Origin of the sequence: Peteryoungia ipomoeae, from assembly GCF_004912165.1 — a bacterium.
Lineage (GTDB): Bacteria > Pseudomonadota > Alphaproteobacteria > Rhizobiales > Rhizobiaceae > Allorhizobium > Allorhizobium ipomoeae.
On record NZ_STGV01000004.1, the window covers coordinates 23,173 to 46,069 of the forward strand.

Sequence of the window (22,897 nt, forward strand, 5' to 3'; positions counted from 1 at the left end):
ATGTGAAGTTCACTTTTAAATCGTTTAGTTCGTCGTTTATTCCGGGTCATCTTCGTGCATGTCGAGGCCAAAACTCTGACAGCGAGAAAATCAGCCTTTCCCTTTGCCACAATTTGTTCCACCTTTACCCCCAATAAGCGCAGGAATGGACGCGGGCTGGGGCTGGGATTACCAGGAGCAGCGCCTAGAACATGATGGAGACATACAACATGCAAACGATCGCGCTCGTGGACGACGACCGTAACATTTTGACTTCGGTCTCGATCGCCCTCGAAGCCGAGGGCTACAAGGTTGAAACCTACACGGACGGCGCCTCGGCGCTTGATGGACTTGTGGCGCGCCCGCCTCATCTGGCAATCTTCGATATAAAGATGCCGCGGATGGACGGTATGGAGCTTCTTCGACGCCTGCGGCAAAAATCGGACCTGCCCGTCATCTTTCTGACGTCCAAGGACGAAGAGATCGACGAGTTGTTCGGTCTGAAAATGGGTGCTGACGATTTCATCACCAAGCCCTTTTCTCAGCGCCTGCTGGTTGAGCGCGTTAAGGCAATCCTGCGTCGCGCGGCAAGCCGCGAGAATCTCGCATCAGGCGGCAACGGGCCCAAGGCCGGTGGCGAAGTTCAGGCACGGACGCTTGAGCGTGGTTTGCTGGTGATGGACCAGGAACGCCATACCTGCACGTGGAAGGGGGATGCCGTAACGCTTACCGTCACCGAATTCCTGATCCTGCAATCTCTGGCGCAGCGTCCGGGTGTCGTAAAGAGCCGTGACGCGCTGATGGATGCAGCCTATGATGAGCAGGTCTATGTGGATGATCGCACGATCGACAGCCACATCAAGCGACTGCGCAAGAAGTTCAAGATGGTCGACACGGACTTCGATATGATTGAAACGCTCTACGGTGTCGGCTACCGCTTCCGCGAAGCGGCATAGTCTCTGTTCTTCCGGTCCTGCCGTACTATGGGCCGGCAGGACCGGACGACAGATGAAGGGGTAACACTTGGCCACACCGGTTGAAGAGGGAAATCTGGAGGAGTTTGAAGGCTCCTCGGAACGGTCGCGGCCCTATGCGCATCCCTTTACGCTCATTCGCCGGATCTTCGGTCACGCCCTTTTCTCGAGCCTGACCAGACGTATCGTCTTTTTCAACCTCGCAGCTCTGATCGTCCTTGTCGGTGGCATCATGTATCTCAATCAGTTCCGCGAGGGACTGATCGATGCCCGCGTCGAAAGTCTGCTGACGCAGGGTGAGATCATCGCAGCTGCGGTTTCCGCGTCGGCCTCCGTCGATACGAATTCGATCACCATCGACCCTGAGAAGCTGCTCGAACTCCAGGCTGGACAGAGCATCACGCCGCTGCCAAATGACGAAAACCTTGAGTTTCCGATCAACCCGGAGCGTGTCGCTCCGGTCCTTAGACGTCTCATTACACCCACGCGCATCCGGGCCAGGCTTTTCGATGCGGATGCCACACTGCTCCTCGATTCCCGGCATCTTTATTCGCGCGGTCAGGTGTTGCGTTTCGACTTGCCACCTGTCGACAATGACACCACCAGCATCACCGACTGGATTACGAGACTTTTCAATACGATCCTGCAGCCCGGAAACTTGCCGGTCTATCGCGAAGCGCCCGGCGGAGACGGGTCGATTTATCCTGAAGTCATGAATGCACTGACCGGGGTGCGCGGCGCAGTTGTTCGCGTGACGGACCAGGGCGAATTGATCGTTTCCGTCGCCGTACCAGTCCAGCGGTCCCGCGCCGTGCTCGGCGTGCTTCTTCTGTCGACGCAGGCAGGCGACATCGACAAGATCGTTCATGCCGAGCGCCTTGCAATCCTGCGAGTCTTCGGCGTTGCGACCCTGGTCAACATCGTGGTCTCCCTTTTGCTCTCCTCGACCATTGCAAACCCGTTGCGCCGACTGTCAGCGGCGGCCATCCGTGTGCGACGCGGGGCAAAAGAACGCGAAGAGATCCCCGATTTCTCCGTGCGCCAGGATGAGATCGGCAATCTCTCGATTGCGCTTCGCGAAATGACAACAGCGCTCTACGACCGAATCGATGCGATCGAGAGCTTTGCGGCCGATGTAAGCCACGAGCTCAAGAACCCGTTGACCTCGCTACGCTCGGCTGTGGAAACCTTGCCGCTTGCCAAGACCGATCAATCGCGTCAGCGCTTGATGGACATTATCCAGCACGATGTGCGCCGGCTGGATCGCTTGATAAGCGACATCTCCGACGCTTCCCGTTTGGACGCCGAATTGGCGCGCTCGGACGCGAAACCTGTGGACTTGGAGGTTCTGCTGTCTAGCCTGGTCGACATTTCGAGAGAGATCCGCAGCGGCAAGCGCGCGGTCACCATCGACTATGTTCTGGATAGGAAGCCGGGAAGCCCGAGGCAGAAATACATCGTACACGGCCACGATCTTCGCCTGGGCCAGATCGTCACCAACTTGATTGAAAATGCACGCTCTTTCGTTCCTGACAATGAGGGCAGGATCGTCGTCCGACTATCGCGAACCAAAGCGGCCTGTAAGATTCAGATTGAAGACAATGGTCCAGGGATCCAGGCTGAAGATATCGACCGGATCTTTGAGCGCTTCTATACGGACCGCCCCGGCAGCGAGAGCTTTGGCCAGAATTCAGGCCTCGGCCTCTCAATCAGTCGCCAAATTGCCGAAGCCCATGGCGGTACCTTGCGGGCTGAGAATGTTGCCGGCCCGGATGGCAATGTCACAGGTGCTCGCTTCATCCTGACCCTGCCCGTCAATCCGGCTCCGTGACATGAGCGATTGGCAAAACGTTCATGCCACAGCGATCTCCGTTGGCGGGATTGGCCTCGTTTTTGTCGGTCCCTCCGGGAGCGGCAAGTCTTCACTAGCGTTCGACTGCCTGTGCGAGGCAAAAATGCTCGGTCTTGAAGCCCGGCTGATTTCAGACGACCAGCTGCTGGTTCACGCCGATAGGGATGGCATCAAGGGACGAGCGCCTGACACAATCCGAGGTTTTCTCGAGTTGCGCTATGCAGGCATTGTACAGCTTCCTGCCGTCGACGAAGCGATGCTACACGCGGTCGCCACCCTTGTTCCGCCGGACGAAAAACAACGCCTGCCGCGCGAAAATGAAGTCTTCCAGCTGACCGAGCGCATTGCGCTTCCTTTGCTCAGAATACCAGCCTGGAGCCGCAACCCGCTTTCTTTGGCGCTCGCATTGTTGAAGAGCCGCGCTTCTTTTGACGTATAATGCGCGCTTTTGGCTTGCACTTCGCATATTCATGGACATGATGGCCGGCGGTCGGTAGATGCAGCTCGCTTCATCCGCTAACTGGCAAAAATTGTGCTAAGGGACAGTTGAGAATGATCGGACTTGTGCTTGTCACCCATGGCAAGCTGGCTGAAGAGTTTCTTCATGCGGTAGAGCACGTCGTTGGACCTCAAAAACTCATCGAGACGGTGTCGATCGGTCCCGAGGACGATATGGATCGCCGTCGAGACGATATAGTCGCGGCAGTTGCAAGTGCAAATGACGGAAACGGCGTGATCATCCTGACCGATATGTTCGGCGGAACCCCTTCCAATCTCGCCATCTCGATCATGAACAGTGGCAAAGTTGAAGTCATTGCTGGCGTGAACCTGCCGATGCTGATCAAGCTTGCCGGTATTCGTGGCGGCAACGACATGGACAAATGCCTGATTGACGCATCGGAAGCCGGTCGCAAATACATCAATGTTGCCAGCCGCGTTCTGAGCGGGAAGTGAACATGTCGAGCGATCTGACCCGGGATCTTCTGATCATCAACAAGCGCGGGCTGCATGCTCGTGCGTCCGCCAAGTTCGTACAGACCGTTGGCGGCTACGACGCCCATGTCAGCGTTTCAAAGGACGGCACGACGGTCGGTGGCTCGTCGATCATGGGGTTGATGATGCTCGCAGCCAGCCCCGGCTGTTTCATCACCGTCTCGGCGACCGGGGTTCAGGCTCAAGATGTGCTCGATGCACTGACGCAGTTGGTTGCAGACCGCTTCGGCGAAGAAATGTAACCCTGCTGACATAAAGACATAAAGACTTCTTTATGTCAGATTGCGTGGTCCGCTGTTCCCTGATAGAAGGCGATCAGATCCGCGGATGTCTCTGCGGGCAGTGATCGGTGGCCTTGCGCCATCCAGAACAGCCGGAGAATTTTATGAGCCAGCACGATTACGTTATCGCCGATATCGGCCTTGCCGAGTTCGGCCGCAAGGAAATCAGCATCGCCGAAACCGAAATGCCGGGCCTCATGGCTTGCCGTGACGAGTTCGGCGCGAGCAAGCCGCTCAAGGGCGCCCGCATCACCGGCTCCCTGCACATGACCATCCAGACCGCTGTTCTGATTGAAACCTTGGTCGCTCTTGGCGCTGACGTCCGCTGGGCCTCCTGCAACATTTTCTCGACCCAGGATCATGCCGCAGCTGCGATCGCGGCCACTGGTGTTCCAGTCTTTGCCGTGAAGGGCGAGAGCCTGACCGAATACTGGGACTACACCGACCGGATCTTCCAGTGGACCGATGGCGGCGTATCCAACATGATCCTCGACGACGGTGGCGATGCGACCATGTACATCCTGCTCGGCGCGCGCGCCGAAGCTGGCGAAGACGTGCTGTCGACTCCGGGTTCCGAGGAAGAGGAAATCCTGTTCGCGCAGATCAAGAAGCGGCTTCAGGCTTCGCCGGGCTGGTTCACCAAGCAGCGTGATGCCATCAAGGGCGTGACCGAGGAAACGACGACAGGCGTGCACCGTCTCTATGAACTCGCCAAGAAGGGCCTCCTTCCCTTCCCGGCCATCAACGTCAATGACAGCGTCACCAAGTCGAAGTTCGACAACAAGTATGGCTGCAAGGAATCGCTGGTCGACGGTATCCGCCGCGGCACCGACGTGATGATGGCCGGCAAGGTTGCCGTGGTCTGTGGTTACGGTGATGTGGGCAAGGGCTCGGCCGCCTCTCTGAGTGGTGCCGGCGCGCGCGTCAAGGTGACCGAAGTCGACCCGATCTGCGCCCTGCAGGCCGCCATGGACGGCTTTGAAGTTGTCACGCTGGAAGACGTCGTCTCCTCGGCCGATATCTTCATCACCACCACCGGCAACAAGGACGTCATCCGCATCGAGCACATGCGCGAGATGAAGGATATGGCCATCGTCGGCAATATCGGCCACTTTGACAATGAGATCCAGGTTGCCGCCCTGCGCAATCTGAAGTGGACCAATATCAAGCCGCAGGTCGACATGATCGAGTTCCCCAAGGGTAACCGCATGATTCTGCTGTCGGAAGGTCGTCTTCTCAACCTCGGCAATGCCACAGGTCATCCGTCCTTCGTGATGTCAGCCTCCTTCACCAACCAGGTCCTGGGTCAGATCGAGCTGTTCACCAAGACCGATGAATACAAGCCAGGTGTCTATGTCCTGCCGAAGCATCTCGATGAAAAGGTTGCCAAATTGCACCTCGACAAGCTGGGCGCGAAGCTGACGACTCTTTCGGAAGAGCAGGCCAGCTATATCGGCGTCACGCCAGCAGGTCCCTTCAAGGCAGAGCACTACCGCTATTAATAAATAGCTGTACAATAACTACATCTAGTGGGCGCGACCTTGACAAAGGTCGCGCCTTCTTTTTTGGCGTCTGGCCTTCCCGACCTTGGGCTTCAGCGGTATTGTTTAAACACTTGATTCGTGGGGATTTCGCGCCTCGCGAACACGGATGTCTTGTCGACGATGCGGCACATAATAAGACGGAGACAGACCGAGAATGTCGGTAGATCAACGCACCCCGCTTGCGCGGGCAACGGCTATGATGGCCGGTATTCCTGTTTATCGGTCGCTCTGGACCGTGATCGAGGCCAGTCAGGCTGGCCTCTGGCAGCGCTTCACCCGTAAGCAGCTGTTTTCAAGTGTCAGCGCACTGGCGCCTGCCGCTTTGTTTCCGCAAACGGCCATTGCCCAGCAGATTTATCCCGTGCTGGGTTCGGTCACCAGTGTCGACATGGCGGGCTATGCCCTCGTTGGCGGGGCTCTGTCGGCTGCACTCGTTTCGGCTTTGTGGTTGCTGCGGCAGCGCAATCGACTTGAGAGCGAAAGCCAGGATCTGCGATCCGCCCTTTCGGACACTCAGCAGAAGATCTCGCGCTATCAGGCCTTTATCGCAGACAAGAACAGACGGATCGTCATTTGGGATGGCCATACCGGCAAGCCTGAATTCCTGGGCCAGCTGCCTCCGGAAACCGGCGCACCCCAGGCTGATGTCGATTTTCTTGCCTTTGGCCGCTGGTTGAAACCGCATTCCGCGGCGGAAGTCGACAAATCCATCGAGGCCCTGCGCACCGATGCCAGAAGCTTCGACCTTGTCGTCGAAACGCTTCGCGGCGAAGTGATCGAAGTCCAGGGACGCCTTTCCGGCGGTCGGGCCTTCGCCCATTTTCTCGCACTGAACAACCTGCGTGCGGAGCTGGCCGAACTGAAGATCGAGCGCAACCGTCTGCGTAACTCGATCGCCAATTTCGAATCGTTGCTGAACTCGATCGAGCAGCCTGTCTGGCAGCGCGACAGCGAAGGTCGCCTGACCTGGGTCAACCAGGCCTATTGCGAAGCCGCCGAGGCCAATTCGTCGGAGCAGGTTATCGGCGAGGGTCGCGAGATCCTGCCGACGCTTGCGCGCCAAAAGATCAAAGCGACGGCAACGGCAGAATCGCCGTTCCACGACACCGTGTCGACGGCCGTTCGCGGTGCCCGGACATTCTTCGACGTTGTCGACGTTCGCAGTCCTGCTGGCTCCTGCGGCATGGCGGTAGACGTGTCTTCGGCCGAAGGGCTTCGCGAAGAATTGCTTCGGACGCTAAAGAGCCACGCCGAGACGCTCGACCATTTGGCCACCCCGGTTGCGATCTTCGATGGCGACAGGCGCCTACAATTCTACAATCAGGCTTTCTGCCAGATGTGGGAACTCGACCAGAAATTCCTCGATTCTCGTCCGGATCACAGCGAGCTGCTCGATAAGCTGCGCGCTGCGCACAAACTGCCGGAAGAGCTGAGTTGGAAGTCATGGAAGGAGAATACTCTTTCCGTCTATCGCAGCATCGAGACACAAACCGATATCTGGCATCTGCCGGATGGACAGACTTTGCGGGTGATTGCCTCGGCGCACCCCCAAGGCGGCGCGACCTGGGTATTCGAAAACCTCACCGAACAGGTCAGCCTGGAAACACGCTACAACACCTTGCTCAGGGTGCAGGGCGAAACGATTGACCACCTCTCGGAAGGTGTCGCGGTGTTCGGGCCCGACGGTCGCATTCAGCTGTCGAACCCGGCCTTCCGCGCACTCTGGGGTGTGACGGAAGAGCAAACGGCTGTCGGCACGCATATCCGCCTCATCGAGGCCGCCTGTACGCCGTCCTATGATCGCGCCGATGGTTGGAAAGCCTTTGGCAGCATGATTACCAGTTTCGAGGATGAGCGGCCGTCCCGTCAGGGAACGCTCGAACTCTTCTCCGGCCTGGTGCTTGACTATGCTGTCACGCCGCTCCCGAATGCCCAGACGATGCTGACCTTCGTCAACATGACCGACAGCGTGCGTGCTGAACGTGCGCTTAAGGAAAAGAACGACGCATTGCGCAAGGCGGATGAGTTGAAGAACGATTTCGTTCAGCACGTCTCGTACGAACTGCGCTCGCCGCTGACCAATATCATCGGGTTCACCGATCTCCTGAAAACGCCGTCGACGGGCACGTTGACCGAACGCCAGGCCGAGTATGTGGACCATATCTCGACATCCTCTGCCGTGCTGCTGACCATCGTCAACGACATCCTGGATCTCGCGACCGTTGATGCAGGCATCATGCAGCTCGATTATTCCGAGATTGATCTCAGCGATCTGCTAGATGACGTGTCGATGCAGATGACCGATCGCCTTCAGGAAGGTGGCGTAACACTCGAAATTGCGGCCTCATCGCAGCTCGGTCATCTGATTGCTGACCGGCAGCGTCTCAAACAGATCCTGATCAAGATCCTCACCAACGCCGTCAATTTCGCGCCGGAAGGAAGCACCGTTGCGATGAAATGCTGGCGCGAGGGGTCAGACTTCGTCTTCTCCGTGTCCGACGCCGGTTGTGGCATTAGCCCTGACGTCTTGGCGACGGTCTTCGATCGCTTTTCGACCAATTCTCGGGGCGGAAAACGCAGCGGTCCCGGGCTCGGACTTTCCATCGTCCAGAGCTTCGTCAACTTGCATCATGGCAAGGTTTCGATCGAGAGCACTCCGGGCAATGGCACAACCGTGAATTGCCGTATTCCATCAGCCGCGGCACCGCATCTGATCGTCGCGGCAGAATGAACGAGCAGACGGCGCCGATCACGATCCATCTGGCCGATGAACCGGCAACCATCCAGTTCGGCGAAGATCTGGCACTGGCATTGTCGATCGGCGACTGCGTCGCGCTGGAAGGCGATCTCGGCGCCGGGAAATCGACCACCGCCCGCGCCCTCTTGCGGGCGATGGCGGATGATCCCGAACTGGAAGTGCCAAGCCCGACCTTCACCCTGGTTCAGAGTTATCATTTGCGTCTGCCGGTCGCACATTTCGACCTATATCGCCTGTCCGACGAAAGCGAACTGGATGAACTCGGCTTTCATGATGCCCTGAGTGAGGGCATTTGTCTGGTCGAGTGGCCAAGCAAGGCTGCACGTTCGCTGCCGAAAGAAACCATCTCGATCAGCTTTGCCTTTCCATCATCCGGTGGGCGCACGGTGACGGTTGTGGCACCTGAGCCAAAATTGGCGCGGATCCGGCGTGTCCTGACGATCCGGTCCTTTCTGGTAGACAATGAATTGGCAACGGCCAAGCGACGGCATCTGACGGGCGATGCCTCCAGCCGAGCCTATGAGGTGATCTATCCCGGCGATGGCGCAGAGCGCCTGGTGCTGATGGACGCGCCGAAGCGGCCGAACGGACCGCCAATCCGCGACGGAAAACCCTATTCCCAGCTGGTTCATCTGGCAGAAGACCTGCTGCCCTTCATCGCTATCGATCAGCTGCTTCGCGGCTGGGGCTTCGCCGCGCCTGCCATTCATGCTGCAGATCTCGATCAAGGTATATTGTTGCTTGAAGACCTGGGCAGCGATGGTGTCATCGATGCCGAAAGGAAGCCGATCGCAGAGCGCTACCGCGAAAGCGTTCTCTGCCTTGCAGCCATTCATCAGGCGCCGCTTGAAACGCGGATCGCTCTGCCAGGCGGGCAAATGCACGTCATTCCGGATTTCGACCGGGCGGCGATGAAGTTCGAAACGGAATTGCTGCTGGACTGGTACATTCCGCATCGTCGTGGCGGGGGGGCCGCGACCGCTGAAGAACGCGCGGATTACCTCGAAATCTGGAACGGCCTGATTGACCACCTCGCAGATTGCGAGCGCTCGATTGTGCTTCGTGACTTTCACTCCCCGAACATCATCTGGCGTGCCGACAAAATTGGGACTGACCGGGTGGGCCTCATCGATTTCCAGGACGCCATGATTGGCCCGGCCGCTTATGATGTGGCCTCGCTGGTTCAGGACGCCAGGGTAACGGTTGACCGTGCGCTCATGGACAACCTTCTTTCAGATTATGTAGAGGCCCGCAGTGCTGATCCGGCCTTTGATGTTGCATCGTTCCACAAGGCCTTTGCCATCATGGCCGCGCAGCGGTCCTGCAAACTTCTTGGCCTCTGGGTAAGGCTGAAAGACCGGGACGGCAAACCCGGCTATATGGCTCACATGCCGCGCACGATCCGCCATCTTGGCATCGCTTTCGAACATCCGGTGCTTGCCCCCTTGCGCGCCTGGTATGCACGGGTTGGAATCAATCCATCCGAATCACCGACGTAAGCCAGATGACCATCAGACAAGCCATGATCCTAGCGGCCGGACTGGGCACGCGAATGCGGCCTATTACCGATCGCCTTCCGAAGCCCCTGGTCAAAATCGGCGGAAAGCCGATGATTGACTACGCCATCGAGGCATTGCGAGACGCCGGCGTCGAAACGCTCGTGGTCAATGTGCACCACCACGCTGACCAGATGGAGGATCATCTGGTCTCCATCACAGATATGCGGATCCTGATTTCGGACGAACGCAGCCAACTGATGGATTCGGGCGGCGGCCTTGCCAAAGGATTATCGCTGCTTGAGCAGGATCTGCCCTGCCTCGTGATGAATGCCGACCTCTTCTGGGTCGGCGACGAGGGGGGATCGCAATCCAATCTCGCCCGGCTTTCGCGGTGGTTCGACCCTGAGCGTATGGATATGGCGATGCTCTGTGTAGGGCTGGAAAAGACAACAGGACACAACGGCAAGAAAGATTTCTCGTTATCACCTGACGGCAGGCTGACACGTTATGTGGAGGGCGCTACAGACCCAGTGGTCTATGCTGGTGCCTTCGCTCTCATGCCAAGCTTCCTGGCGGATGCGCCGAAAGAGCCCTTCAATCTCAACCGCTACTTTGATCGTGCCATCGGAGCGGGGCGCCTATACGGCATGCGCTTGCACGGGGAATGGCTGACCGTCGGCACGCCTGATGCCATCGCGCCTGCGGAAGCCGTTGTTCAACGCTATCGGAAAGGCGCTTGACGATGGTCGCGCGGCAGCCGCGGCTCTTCACCATTCCGCCCGGGCGTCCCTTCCTGAACAGTCTTGCCCGAGCGCTCCTCGACGGTCGGCTGATCGAGACGTATCGGTATGATCCTGACACCCCACTGGCACTGGCCGGTGTTACGATCCTCGTGCCCACCCGTCGTGCGGCCCGCGTGTTGCGCTCCGAGTTCGTTGATCTCCTGGGCGGGCGCTCTGCCATTCTTCCCAATATTCGCCCTCTCGGTGAAACCGACGATGACAGCGGCTATTTCGATGTTGAAACGCCATCCTTGATGGATCTCGCGCCGCCCGTCAGCGGCACTGTGATGCTGCTTGAGCTGGCGCGCCTCATTCTCGCCTGGCGCAATCAGCTGCCGGAAATCGTGCGGTCCATCCACTCAGATACGCCACTGGTTGCGCCCGCAAGCCCTGCCGATGCCGTCTGGCTTGGCCGGGCGCTGACCGAACTGATCGAAGCCGCCGAGACAGAGGGCTGTGACTGGTCCAATCTCGAAAATCTGCAATCGGCCGATTTTGGCTCCTGGTGGCAGCTCACCCTCGCGTTCCTGAAGATCGCATCGGCTTTCTGGCCCGAGCGCCTCAATGAACTCGACCGCTCCTCTCCCGCTCGTCACCGGGATGCTGTGTTGCGAGCGGAAGCAGATCGCATTCGAAGGACAGGCTCGACCGGCCCGATCATCGTCGCCGGCTCTACCGGCTCTATCCCGGCAGCGGCCGAGCTGATCGCGGCCATTGCCGAACTCGAGCAGGGCGTTGTGGTCTTGCCGGGGCTTGATCTGGACATGGCTGAAGACGATTGGAGCAAGCTCGATGACAGGACGTCTGCGCTGCTGCGTCCTGATCCCGCGTTGCGTGGCCATCCGCAATATGGATTGGCCCATCTTCTTCGTGAAATGCGGGTCTATCGCGACGACGTGAAAACGCTTGAGGCATCGCCCAACGATCTGGCCGATCGTGCTGCAATTCTGTCGCAAGCCATGGCACCTGCTCAAGCCACCGACACTTGGAAGGCATGGCGAGAAGGGATTGCGACACAACGCGTCCTTGATGCTTTTGCGGATGTGAGCCTGATTGAGGCTGCCAATGAACGCGAGGAGGCGACGGCCATTGCGATTGCGCTCAGGCTTGGCCTCAGCAATTCTGAAATCCCAGACAGCCGGGTGGCGCTGATCACGCCCGACCGGGCGCTCGCCCGTCGCGTGATGGCGGAGCTTGCACGGTTCGATATTGACGCGGACGATTCAGCCGGCACACCCTTGACCGGCACGCAAGAAGCCATGCTGGCACAGGTTGTAACGGAAGCCTGCCTCCGTCCGGGAGATCCGGTGGCAATCGTTTCACTGATCAAGCACCCCCTTGCGCGGTTCGGTTTCGATGCGGAGACAGCCAAGTTGGCTGCCGACACGCTTGAAGTGATCGCGCTGCGTGGGGGTAAGAACCCGCTTGATCTGGCAGAGATCTCGATGCTATTCGAGGAGGGGCTTGCGGCCCATCTTGAAGACCGGCATCAACCCCATTGGCGTCGCAGCGCTTCTGCCGAAGCCCTGGAATTGGCACGCCTTCTGGCAACGCGCATCGCGGCAGCGGTCGAGCCGCTGGTATCCGCCCTCGCCCGCACACCGTCGGGGCGCGCGACCAGCATGCGGCTCCCACTCAAAGACTGGGCCGAGCGCACTGGCCGCGTGCTCGAGGCGGTTACTGTCGACGACAAGGAAAGCCTGGAAGGACTTTGGGGAAATCCCGCGGGCGAAGCGCTTGCCGGCCTGCTCGGCCAAGTTATCGAGGCTGAGGGCCAGATCGAGGCCGACGGGCCGGAATGGGTCGACATCCTTGTCGCGCTGATGGCAGGCCAAGCGGTGAAGCCACAGGCCATGCGCCATCCACGCGTGTTCATATTCGGTACGCTCGAAGCACGGCTTCAGAATGTCGACATGATGGTTATCGGCGGCATGAATGAAGGAAGCTGGCCAAGCCAGACGAAGAACAACCCCTTTCTGTCGCGCATGATGAAGACCGAGATCGGTCTTGAGCCGCCGGAACGACAGATCGGCCAGGTGGCCCACGACTTCCAGATGGCCTGCGGCACGCGTCAGCTGATCTTCTCGCGTTCGCTTCGCTCCGGTTCGGCTCCGACGGTTTCGTCGCGCTGGCTGCAGCGATTGCTGGCCTTGGGCGGCCATGAGCTTGAAAAGGCGATGCGGGATCGAGGAGCCCTGCTGCGGCACTATGCCGACCTGATTGACCAGGGGGGAAGCCAGGCCCCCGCCCAGCGCCCCGCACCACGCCCTCCGGCGGAACTCCAGCCGCGTGCCTTCAGTTTTTCCGAAGTAGGACGCTTCAGACGCGATCCGTATGCCATCTATGCCCGCCGTATCCTGAAACTCGACCCGGTAGATCCGTTCAATCAGGATCCGGGTGCGGCCGAACGGGGCACGCTCTATCACCGTATCGTCGAACGTTTTGTTCGTGAGGGTCACGATCCGGCACGACTCGATGCAGAAAAGCTGCTTCGCGATATCACCGACGAGGAATTCGATCGGGAGCGGCTTCCTTTGCACATCGACATCGTCTGGCGGCAACGGTTTCATGATGTGGCCCGATCTTTCCTGGCCTGGGAACGGGAACGCAAGCCAACCATTCGCCGCTCGCTGACGGAATTGCGGGGCAGTGTCTTGCTGGAACCCGTCGGCATCACCATCAGCGGCATTGCCGACAGGATAGACATCAAGGCTGCCAATCACGTCGATATCATCGACTACAAAACCGGCATCAGCCCCAGCGCGCCCCAGGCCAGAAGCCTGCTCGATCCACAGCTGGCCCTGGAGGCGGCAGCCCTGATGCAGGGCGCCTTCAAACCCGTCGGCAAGGCGGTGCCGGAAAACTTGCTGTATGTCCGGCTGCGCCCCTCAGACCGCTTTGATGTCGATCAGGTCAATAATGAACTCGCTACCCGCACGGACAACAAGAAATCCGCAGTTGAGTTGGCTCAGCAATCCGTCGATGAGCTCGGTCGCTTTGTTCATGCGTTGCAAAGCGGCGAACGCGGCTATGTCTCGCGCCTGATCCCAGCAGAACAAAATAGTTTCGGCGGGGAATATGATCACCTTGCTCGTGTTGCAGAGTGGTCAACGGCCGAACCGGAGGAAGCAGGCGGCTATGACTGATGTGAACAGCGAACCGGATGTCCTGGCTGGCGATGCCGATCCCAAAAAGTGGCTCGATTGGACAACGACACAGCAGTCGCGCGCCTCCCATCCGGAGCATTCCGCCTGGGTTTCGGCAAATGCCGGTTCCGGCAAAACCCACGTGCTGACCCAACGGGTAATCCGTCTGCTGCTCGCGGGCGCGCGACCGTCCTCGATCTTGTGCCTCACCTACACCAAAGCCGCCGCCTCGGAGATGTCGAACCGCGTGTTTGAACGGCTGGCGGAATGGGTCACGCTTGACGATGAGGCACTTGCGTCACGCCTTAGCGCGATCGAACAAAAGCAGCCAGATCGGGCAACGCTTGCCAAGGCCCGGCAGCTCTTTGCCAAAGCGCTAGAGACGCCAGGCGGCTTGAAGATCCAAACCATTCACGCCTTCTGCGAGGCCTTGCTGCACCAGTTTCCGCTGGAAGCCAATGTTGCCGGCCATTTCAGCGTTCTTGATGATCGGGCCGCCTCAAGCCTGCTTGCCGAGGCCAGGCGATCGCTTCTGACAGCAACATCCAGCGAGGGCGATGCCCAGCTTGCGGAGGCCTTCGCGCATGTCTTGAGCACTGCCGATGAAACCGGACTTGAGGGTCTTCTGGCCGATGTCGTTTCGAACCGGCACGCCTTGAGACACTTTGAACAGTCAGCCGCGTTAAACGGTGGCGTGGACACCACCCTTCGCCAGGCGCTGGGCATTGGGCAATCCGAAACGGAACTCTCGAGGGCTCTGGATTTCTGGCCGCTCCCCGGCCTCACTTCGGAGGTTCTGCCTGTCTATTTGGAGCTTGCCTTTGAAAAGGGCGGCGAAAAGGTCAGGGACAGCGCCGAAGCACTGGAACGCGCCTTCCTGGAGCGGGAGCCACTGACACGTGCGCTTCTGACCGAACGGGCCTTCCTCACAAAATCGGAAACGCCAAAAGCAGACAGTTCACTGGTTTCAGCCGCGATGGCAAAAGTAGTCCCGCAGCTGAAGGATGCGTTGGCGATTGCCCGTGACCATGTGATGCTGATGCGTGATCGGTTGCGGATCTACCGGATGTATCAGGCAACTGTTGCAGCTCTCACCCTCGCAGGCCGGCTTGACCGGGACTATGAGGAACTCAAGAAGCGCCGCTCACAGCTCGACTTTGAAGATCTGATTGTTCGGACTTCCGATCTCCTGAAGCGAGGAGATGTCGGTCCATGGGTCCACTACAAGCTCGACCAGGGGATCGATCATATTCTCGTGGACGAAGCCCAGGATACGAGCCCGGTGCAATGGTCGGTTATCCGTTCGCTGCGCCAGGACTTTTTCAGTGGGCTTGGTGCAAGGCCTGTTCTCAGAACCTTCTTTGCGGTCGGCGATGAGAAGCAATCGATCTATTCTTTTCAGGGGGCAAGGCCAGAGCAGTTTTCGCAAGAAGCACTGCAGACAGAAAGGGCAGTTCTCAACGGCGGCCAAACCTTCAACACAGTTCGTCTTCCCCTCTCCTTTCGCTCGACGCGCTCGGTGCTTGGGGCCGTCGACAAGGTCTTCGAGGCACCGCAGAACCGCAGAGGCTTGAGTGCTGCGGGAGAGGCTGTCGATCACCAGTCGAGCCGCATTGGTCATCCCGGGACCGTCGAAGTCTGGGAGATGATTGCCGCTGAAAAGCAGGAAAAAAGCGAGGACTGGACGGCACCGTTCGATTCGACACCGGAAAGCGCGCCTTCAGCCCGTCTCGCCCGACGCATTGCCCATCGGATTTCAGAAATGGTGGGTCGCGAGATGATTATTGAGAAAGGCCGCAAACGTCTGGTTCAACCTGGCGACATCCTGGTCCTCGTTCGCAAGCGCGATGGCTTTGTCAACGGGCTGACGCGCGCCTTGAAACGCCCTTACAATGTCCCCGTTGCCGGCGCGGACCGCCTGAAACTGACCAGCCATATAGCTGTTCAGGATTTGCTAGCGCTTGGTCGATTTCTCCTTTTGCCCGCAGATGATCTCTCGCTTGCAGCCCTGCTCAAAAGCCCGCTGTTCAACCATAGCGAAGACGAGTTGATGGCTTTGGCTGCTGACCGTCAAGACCAGCAATCGCTGTTTCACCGCCTGAAGGAGATATCAGAAGTCCCGGGCTCGCCCTTCAAAGTGACGGTTACCCAAATTGAGATGTTTATCGATAAATCGAAGACCTTTTCGGTGCACGACTTCTATGCGCGCGTTCTGGGTCTTCACGGCGGTCGCAAAGCCTATCTCGGCCGCCTCGGCTCCGAAGTAAGCGATATTCTTGATGAATTTCTGGGCTTTGCGCTTGCCTTCGAGACCAGTGGCCTGCCGGGCCTCCAGTCCTTCGTCTCGACGCTTGAATTGGAAGCACCAGAAGTCAAGCGTGAGCAGGACAAGGAGCGAAACGAAGTCCGCATCATGACGGTTCATGCCTCGAAAGGTCTGGAAGCGCCGATCGTCTTCCTGGTCGATGGCGGTTCCAAGCCTTTCAACCCCAATCACCTTGCCAAGCTCCGCCTGCTGGAAGGCTCCAATGGTGCTCCCATCCCTATCTGGGTGCCGTCAAAAACCCAGGCAAATTCGCTCGTGCAGCACGATACCGATCGGCGTCGCGGTCAGGCTGAGGAAGAATATCGTCGCCTCCTTTACGTCGGCATGACGCGGGCCGCCGACCAGCTGATCATAGCAGGCTATCGTGGCGTGCTGGATACCGGCGAGATCTGGCATCGCATGGTCTCGGAGGCCTTAGGCGCCGATGAGGTCCATTCGACTGAGGTGGAACTTTCTGGACCGGATGGCACATGGAGCGGTTTACGCTGGCAATTCGAAGAGCCCGAACTGCAGCTGCCATTCGACGCGGAATCCACAGAGTTTCAGTCCGAACACAGCTTGCCCCCAACCCTATGGCGTCCGCTGCCGCCACCACCTCGCCTGCCGCGCCCGCTTAGTCCATCGACCGCAGGAAGTCTGGTGCTTGACGAGACACCCGAAGTCCTAACGACATCGAGACTTTTCACCGCCACGGAAAAAGCAGGGATCGCACTGCAGAAAGGCCGATTGGTTCATCGCATGCTGCAAAACCTTCCAGCCATCCCACAGCACGAGAGGCGGGAGGCTGCGGAGCGTTATGCCGAGCGTGCGGCGCGCTTCTGGCCGGCAGCGGAGCGCCTGAGGCTGGTGGAGACTGTGATGAGTGTCCTTGAATCAGAGGAACTTTCAGCCCTGTTTGCCGAAAACAGCGAAGCGGAAGTTTCCGTGATGGGCACGATCGAGCTTAATCGCGAGCCCCGCGCCGTGTCGGGCCGGGTCGACCGAATGGCTGTTCTGGCCGACAAGGTCATCATTGCCGACTACAAAACCAATCGGCAGTCTCCGGAAACCGCCGAGCAGGCACCATTGTCTCACCGGGTACAACTCGCCATCTACCGCGACATTCTGAAACCGCTTTATCCGCAAAAAACGGTGGAATGCTGGTTGGTCTATACAGAATCCGGGACAACGCTTCGGCTGGATGATGCAACGCTGAACCGATCCCTTGCCGATATCGAGACGTCGTGAGATACCCGGTTATTGAAATGACACCTGCGCGGCATCACATATGGTGCAAGTCCAAATCACGAAGGAGAGCCCTATGGCTACCGTAACAGTCGACAAGTCCAACTTTCAGGCCGAAGTTCTCGACGCCGCCGAACCGGTCGTTGTGGATTTCTGGGCCGAATGGTGCGGTCCATGCAAGATGATTGCGCCAAGCCTTGAGGAAATTTCCAACGAACTCGCCGGCAAGGTGAAGATCGCCAAGCTCAACATCGACGAAAACCCGGAACTGGCGGCCCAGTTCGGCGTGCGTTCGATCCCAACGCTTGCCGTTTTCAAGGGTGGCGAAGTCGCTGACATCAAGGTCGGCGCGGCCCCGAAGACTGCCTTGTCCAGCTGGATTGCAGGTGCTGCCTGATCTCTTCTCTGCTTAGACACGAGTGAAAAGCCCGGCAATACCGGGCTTTTTTCATGTGGGGATCGTGTTGTTTTGCGCCAGCACATTTCCGGCAAGATAGAGTGATCCACCAATGAGAATACGCGGTGCTGGTCCGGCGGTGGTTGCTTCGGCAATCAACCGCAAGGCTTCGCCAACAGAACTTGCAGGCCGGGCCCGCAGTCCTGCCTCGGCTGCGGACTGCGCAAGTGCGACGGGATCGAGCCCCACATCAGAGCCTTCAATTGGCACGGTATAGACGGCCTGGGCGAGGTCGACAAAGGGTCTGAAGTAGCCGACCGGATCCTTGGTGTTGATCATGCCCGAAACGAGGTAGAGCGGCCTCGTCTGGCGCTCCTCCATTCCAGCCATTGCCTCGGCGATAACTTCGCCGGCACCGGGGTTGTGACCACCGTCGAGCCAGATCTCTGCTCCCGCAGGCGCCAGGGCAACCAGGTCACCTTCACCAAGCCTTTGCAGGCGTCCGGGCCATTCAACGCTTTGCATGGCCGTCTCTGCGACGGCATCCGAAACGGCGAAACCGGCTGCCTTGACCGCCCGAATTGCCGTTGCGGCATTGCCAAGCTGATGCCGGCCGGGAAGTCGTGGCAACGGCAGGTCCATCAGACCAAATTCATCTTGGTAGACCATTCGGCCAAATTCTTCGAAAGCCAGAAAATCCTGTCCATAGACACTGAGCGGGCAGGACAGCCGCTCGGCAATTGAGATCAAGACATCGCGGGCGGCATCAAATTCCTGATGGCCGATGACAACCGGCACGCCGCGTTTAATGATACCGCCTTTTTCTGCAGCGATCAGCTCGACACGATCGCCTAGATAAGCCTGATGATCGAGCGATATGGGCTGGATGACGCAAACCGCAGGGGCTGCAATGACATTGGTCGCATCAAAACGGCCGCCAAGGCCGACTTCCAGAACAACAACGTCCGCTGGCTGCTCTGAAAACAGGATGAAGGTAACCGCAGTCAGGATCTCGAACACTGTAATCTTCTGGCCGGCATTGGCTAATGCCACACGCCGAAGAGCATCGGCAAAAAGGTCATCCTCGACGATTTGCCCACGACCATTTTTGCGGCCAATGCGATAGCGTTCATGCCAGCGCACGAGATGCGGAGAGGTGTGTACGTGAACAGCGAGACCCTGGGCCTCAAGCAGCGCTCTGCAAAAGGCAGAAACCGATCCCTTGCCATTGGTGCCCGCCACGTGGATGACGGGCGGCAGCTTCAGGTGCGGCTTGCCAAGCACGGCCAAAAGGCGCGTGATTCTGTCGAGCGAGAGGTCAAAGCCTTTGGGATGCAAGCCCAGAAGCTTTTCAATCTCGGCCTCAGCCTGGCTCGCTTCGGGGATTGTCATCGTCATCTTTGCCGCGAACGCTGTTCATATGGAATTTTCAGTTCAGGCAGATGCCTGAACTGCTGCGGCAGGACCCTTGATTGCAAGTCTTTCGACAGGCTGCTTCATCATGATCTTGAGGACCCGCGCAAGCGTGTCGGGGATCTCATGACGGCTGATCACCATGTCGACCATGCCGTGTTCCAGGAGATATTCCGAGGTCTGGAAGCCTTCGGGCAGCTTTTCGCGGATCGTCTGCTCGATGACGCGCTTGCCAGCGAAGCAGATCTCAGCCCCCGGTTCGGCAATGTGCAGATCACCAAGCATCGCATAGGAGGCTGTGACCCCGCCGGTGGTCGGGTTGGTCAGAACAACAATATAGGGAAGCCCGGCTTCCTTGAGCATATTCACGGCAACTGTCGTACGGGGCAACTGCATCAGGGACAAAATACCCTCCTGCATGCGGGCACCGCCCGAAGCCGGGAACATCACCAGCGGGCACTTTTCCTTGATGGCCCGCTCGAAGGCTTTCACGATAGCCTCACCGGCTGCGATGCCAAGCGATCCACCCATGAAGCTGAACTCATGCACGACGGCAACGAGTTTCAAGCCCCGGACCCTGCCCACACCCGCGAGAATTGTATCTTCCTGCTCGGTTTTCAGACGGCTGTCGCGCAGACGGTCCGTGTACTTCTTGGAGTCACGGAACTTCAGAGGATCCTGTGCGACCTTCGGCTGAGGCAGCGCCTCGAAGTCACCGCCATCGAAGAGATCGATCAGACGGTCCTTCGCCGGCATCTTCATATGGTAGCCGGAGGCCGGAATAACCCACTTGTTCTCTTCGAGGTCTTTGTGGAAGACCATCTCGCCCGTTTCAGGGCACTTGATCCAGAGGTTTTCTGGAACTTCTCGACGGCCCAGCATGGAATTGATGCGCGGGCGCACATAGTTGGTGATCCAGTTCACGCGAGTTACTCCTGACTTTGTCAGCCTTATGTGGGACGTTTATTCGGCAGCGGCAAGGCGCGCACTGCGCACACCCGTGGAGAGCCCCCGAACCAAGGTGGCCACAGCCTGAACGGTATCGGCGGTAGCTTTCCCATCGGCAGTGAGATTGTTTGCAACCTGATTGACGATTGCGGTGCCGACAACAACACCGTCGGCATTGGCACCGATCAGGCGCGCATGTTCAGCTGTCTTCACACCGAAGCCAACACAGATTGGCAGATCGGTATGGGCCTTGATGCGCTGGACCGCGCCTGCCACGCGCGACGGATCAGGCAGTGCCGAGCCGGTAATGCCATTCATCGAAACATAGTAGACGAAACCGGAGGTGTTCTGCAGAACAGTCGGCAGGCGCTTGTCATCGGTGGTCGGCGTGGCCAGACGGATGAAATTGATATCGCGGCTGCGCGCCGGGATGCACAATTCATCATCCATTTCAGGCGGCAGGTCGACGACGATCAAGCCGTCGATGCCAGCTGCGAGCGCATCGTCCAGGAAGGATTCAACACCGTAGATGTAGATCGGGTTGTAGTACCCCATGAGAACGATCGGCGTGTCCTGATCGTCCTTGCGGAACTCACGGGCAAGTTCGAGGGTCTTCCTCAGGGTCTGGCCCGCCTTTAGCGCGCGCTGACCGGCCAGCTGGATCGCTGGACCATCTGCCATCGGATCCGAGAAAGGCATGCCGAGTTCGATGACATCGGAACCTGCCGCGGGCAGTGCCTTCATGATTTCAAGCGAGGTCGCGTAATCCGGATCGCCGCCCATGAAATAGGTGACCAGTGCCGGGCGGCCTTCAGCCTTCAGGTCGGCAAACCGTTTGTCCATGCGCGCCGTCATGATCAGAGCCCCATTCCCAGAATTTTGCCAACGGTGAAAATGTCCTTGTCTCCGCGTCCGCAGAGATTCATGACGATGATCTGATCCTTGCGCATGGTTGGTGCACGCTTGATCACTTCGGCGAGCGCGTGGCTCGGCTCCAGAGCCGGGATGATGCCTTCCGTGCGGGTCAGCAACTGGAACGCAGCGAGCGCCTCGTCATCTTTGATCGGTACATATTCGACACGGCCCATGTCCTTCAACCAGGAATGCTCAGGACCGATACCCGGATAATCGAGGCCGGCCGAGATCGAATGGCCTTCCTTGATCTGGCCGTCACCATCCTGAAGCAGATAGGTGCGGTTGCCATGCAAGACGCCCGGTGAACCAGCCGTCAGGGAGGCGCAATGTTCTTCGCCTTCAAGGCCCTTACCACCGGCTTCGACGCCAACGATACGGACGCTGTCATCATCGAGGAATGGGTGGAAGAGACCGATCGCGTTGGATCCGCCGCCAACGGCTGCGATCAGCATGTCAGGCAGACGACCTTCCGCGGCCAGCATCTGCTCGCGCGTTTCGCGGCCGATGACCGACTGGAAGTCTCGCACCATTTCCGGATAGGGATGCGGGCCGGCAGCCGTGCCGATCATGTAGTAAGTGTCGTCGACATTGGTGACCCAATCGCGAAGCGCCTCGTTCATGGCGTCCTTCAGGGTGCCATGTCCTGCCGTCACCGGCTTCACTTCCGCACCCAAGAGCTTCATGCGGAAGACATTCGGAGCCTGACGCTCGACATCCGTCGCACCCATATAGACAACACAGGGGATCCCGAAGCGGGCAGCCACGGTCGCGGAAGCAACTCCGTGCTGGCCGGCGCCGGTTTCAGCGATGATACGTGTCTTGCCCATGCGCTTGGCCAGAAGGATCTGGCCGAGGCAGTTGTTGATCTTGTGCGAACCGGTGTGGTTCAGCTCGTCGCGCTTGAAATAGATCTTCGCGCCGCCCAGCTCTTCGGTCAGCCGCTCGGCAAAATAAAGCGGGCTTGGTCGGCCCGTATAGTGGGTGTTGAGATGGGCCAGTTCCGCCTGAAACGCCTCGTCCGTCTTGGCCTTTTCCCATTCCGCCTGCAAATCAATGATGAGCGGCATCAGGGTTTCGGCGACAAAGCGCCCGCCAAAGATGCCAAAGCGGCCATCTTCATCAGGTCCTTCGCGGAAGGAATTCGGTTTCGGTGACTGGTTCACTTGACGCTCCCTGAATGCGCCCGCTGCCGAGAGGCCTCGGCAACAGCCGCGAAAAATTCGTCCATCAACTGCAGATCCTTAACGCCAGGCGCACTTTCGACACCTGACGAAACATCAATCGCCCGCGCACCGGTTTCGGACAATGCGGCGGCAATGTTGTCCTTATTGAGTCCACCGGAAAGCATGTAATCAACGCTCTCGTCAAGCGAACCCAGCAAGGACCAATCGAAGCTCACGCCGTTGCCCCCAGGCAGATCCGATCCCGCAGGCGGCTTCGCATCAAAAAGGAAGCGATCCGCAATCCCGATATAGGGCTCGATACGCTTCAAATCATCAGCGTCACGAATGGAAAATGCCTTCATGACCGGTAAGCCGGTGACAGCCTTGATGGTCAGTACACGCTCGGGGCTTTCCTTGCCGTGGAACTGAAGAATATCCGGGCGCATCAGTGCAATGATTTCATCGAGTTCGTCATTGTCGGCATCGACTGTCACGGCGACTGACTTGACCCGGCCTCTCACCCGATCAGCCAGTGCGCCGGCAATATCCGGCTCGATGTTGCGCGGGCTCTTGTCGAAAAAGATGAAGCCTATATGGCTCGCTCCGCGCTCGGCAGCACGATCGACCGCCTCCGGCGTTTTCAATCCGCAGATCTTGATTTCGGGTCTCATGGCAGCGAAGTCGCACGAAATGTCGAAAGAGT

17 protein-coding genes are annotated in these 22,897 nt (G+C 58.6%); 12 read left to right on the top strand and 5 right to left on the bottom strand.

The annotated features are described in order from the left end of the window. Positions 1-209 precede the first annotated feature (209 nt). The 12 genes from FAA97_RS12530 to trxA all read left to right on the top strand — a co-directional run bounded on the left by FAA97_RS12530 (position 210) and on the right by trxA (position 17,755). On the top strand, positions 210-935 hold the full coding sequence (locus FAA97_RS12530; protein WP_206110017.1) for a response regulator transcription factor: 726 nt from the start codon (positions 210-212) through the stop codon (positions 933-935). A 67-nt stretch (positions 936-1,002) separates the two neighbouring features. Beyond that, complete coding sequence (locus FAA97_RS12535; protein WP_136598901.1) at positions 1,003-2,784, top strand: sensor histidine kinase; 1,782 nt, start codon at positions 1,003-1,005, stop codon at positions 2,782-2,784. Position 2,785: 1 nt separating this feature from the next. Further along, positions 2,786-3,244 carry an HPr kinase/phosphorylase gene (locus FAA97_RS12540; protein ID WP_136598902.1) on the top strand — a complete coding sequence of 153 codons (459 nt, stop codon included), beginning with the start codon at positions 2,786-2,788 and terminating at the stop codon, positions 3,242-3,244. A gap of 113 nt (positions 3,245-3,357) precedes the next feature. Next, a complete protein-coding gene (locus FAA97_RS12545) occupies positions 3,358-3,759 on the top strand; it encodes a PTS sugar transporter subunit IIA (RefSeq protein WP_136598903.1) in 402 nt (133 codons plus the stop codon). Positions 3,760-3,761: 2 nt separating this feature from the next. After that, complete coding sequence (locus tag FAA97_RS12550; RefSeq protein ID WP_136598904.1) at positions 3,762-4,040, top strand: HPr family phosphocarrier protein; 279 nt, start codon at positions 3,762-3,764, stop codon at positions 4,038-4,040. 143 nt (positions 4,041-4,183) lie between these two features. Further along, a complete protein-coding gene (ahcY, locus tag FAA97_RS12555) occupies positions 4,184-5,581 on the top strand; it encodes an adenosylhomocysteinase (protein ID WP_136598905.1) in 1,398 nt (465 codons plus the stop codon). Between the two features lie 238 nt (positions 5,582-5,819). After that, positions 5,820-8,354 (top strand): PAS domain-containing sensor histidine kinase, encoded by a 2,535-nt coding sequence (locus tag FAA97_RS12560; RefSeq protein WP_136599293.1) that lies wholly within the window; start codon positions 5,820-5,822, stop codon positions 8,352-8,354. Then, complete coding sequence (gene tsaE / locus FAA97_RS12565) at positions 8,351-9,880, top strand: tRNA (adenosine(37)-N6)-threonylcarbamoyltransferase complex ATPase subunit type 1 TsaE (protein ID WP_136598906.1); 1,530 nt, start codon at positions 8,351-8,353, stop codon at positions 9,878-9,880. The genes FAA97_RS12560 and tsaE overlap by 4 nt, the downstream gene beginning before the upstream one ends. A 5-nt stretch (positions 9,881-9,885) precedes the next feature. Further along, complete coding sequence (locus tag FAA97_RS12570) at positions 9,886-10,620, top strand: nucleotidyltransferase family protein (protein ID WP_136598907.1); 735 nt, start codon at positions 9,886-9,888, stop codon at positions 10,618-10,620. Positions 10,621-10,622: 2 nt separating this feature from the next. Then, positions 10,623-13,808, top strand: a complete 3,186-nt coding sequence (addB, locus tag FAA97_RS12575) for a double-strand break repair protein AddB (RefSeq protein WP_136599294.1) — start codon at positions 10,623-10,625, stop codon at positions 13,806-13,808. After that, positions 13,801-17,361, top strand: a complete 3,561-nt coding sequence (addA, locus tag FAA97_RS12580) for a double-strand break repair helicase AddA (protein ID WP_136598908.1) — start codon at positions 13,801-13,803, stop codon at positions 17,359-17,361. The genes addB and addA overlap by 8 nt, the downstream gene beginning before the upstream one ends. A 73-nt stretch (positions 17,362-17,434) precedes the next feature. Continuing rightward, positions 17,435-17,755: a thioredoxin gene (gene trxA, locus FAA97_RS12585; RefSeq protein ID WP_136598909.1), complete on the top strand. Its 321-nt coding sequence runs from the start codon at positions 17,435-17,437 to the stop codon at positions 17,753-17,755. 51 nt (positions 17,756-17,806) lie between these two features. On the opposite strand, the gene FAA97_RS12590 is transcribed toward trxA, so the two are convergent. The 5 genes from FAA97_RS12590 to FAA97_RS12610 are packed head-to-tail and all read right to left on the bottom strand — an operon-like array spanning position 17,807 to position 22,865. Next, entirely contained in the window at positions 17,807-19,147 is a 1,341-nt protein-coding gene (locus tag FAA97_RS12590; protein WP_136599295.1) for a bifunctional folylpolyglutamate synthase/dihydrofolate synthase, read from the bottom strand. A 42-nt stretch (positions 19,148-19,189) separates the two neighbouring features. Further along, positions 19,190-20,092, bottom strand: a complete 903-nt coding sequence (gene accD / locus FAA97_RS12595; RefSeq protein WP_136598910.1) for an acetyl-CoA carboxylase, carboxyltransferase subunit beta — start codon at positions 20,090-20,092, stop codon at positions 19,190-19,192. A gap of 39 nt (positions 20,093-20,131) precedes the next feature. Beyond that, positions 20,132-20,971 (bottom strand): tryptophan synthase subunit alpha, encoded by an 840-nt coding sequence (gene trpA / locus FAA97_RS12600; RefSeq protein ID WP_136598911.1) that lies wholly within the window; start codon positions 20,969-20,971, stop codon positions 20,132-20,134. A 2-nt stretch (positions 20,972-20,973) separates the two neighbouring features. Beyond that, positions 20,974-22,194: a tryptophan synthase subunit beta gene (gene trpB, locus FAA97_RS12605; protein WP_136598912.1), complete on the bottom strand. Its 1,221-nt coding sequence runs from the start codon at positions 22,192-22,194 to the stop codon at positions 20,974-20,976. Further along, a complete protein-coding gene (locus FAA97_RS12610; RefSeq protein WP_136598913.1) occupies positions 22,191-22,865 on the bottom strand; it encodes a phosphoribosylanthranilate isomerase in 675 nt (224 codons plus the stop codon). The genes trpB and FAA97_RS12610 overlap by 4 nt, the downstream gene beginning before the upstream one ends. Positions 22,866-22,897: the final 32 nt, after the last annotated feature.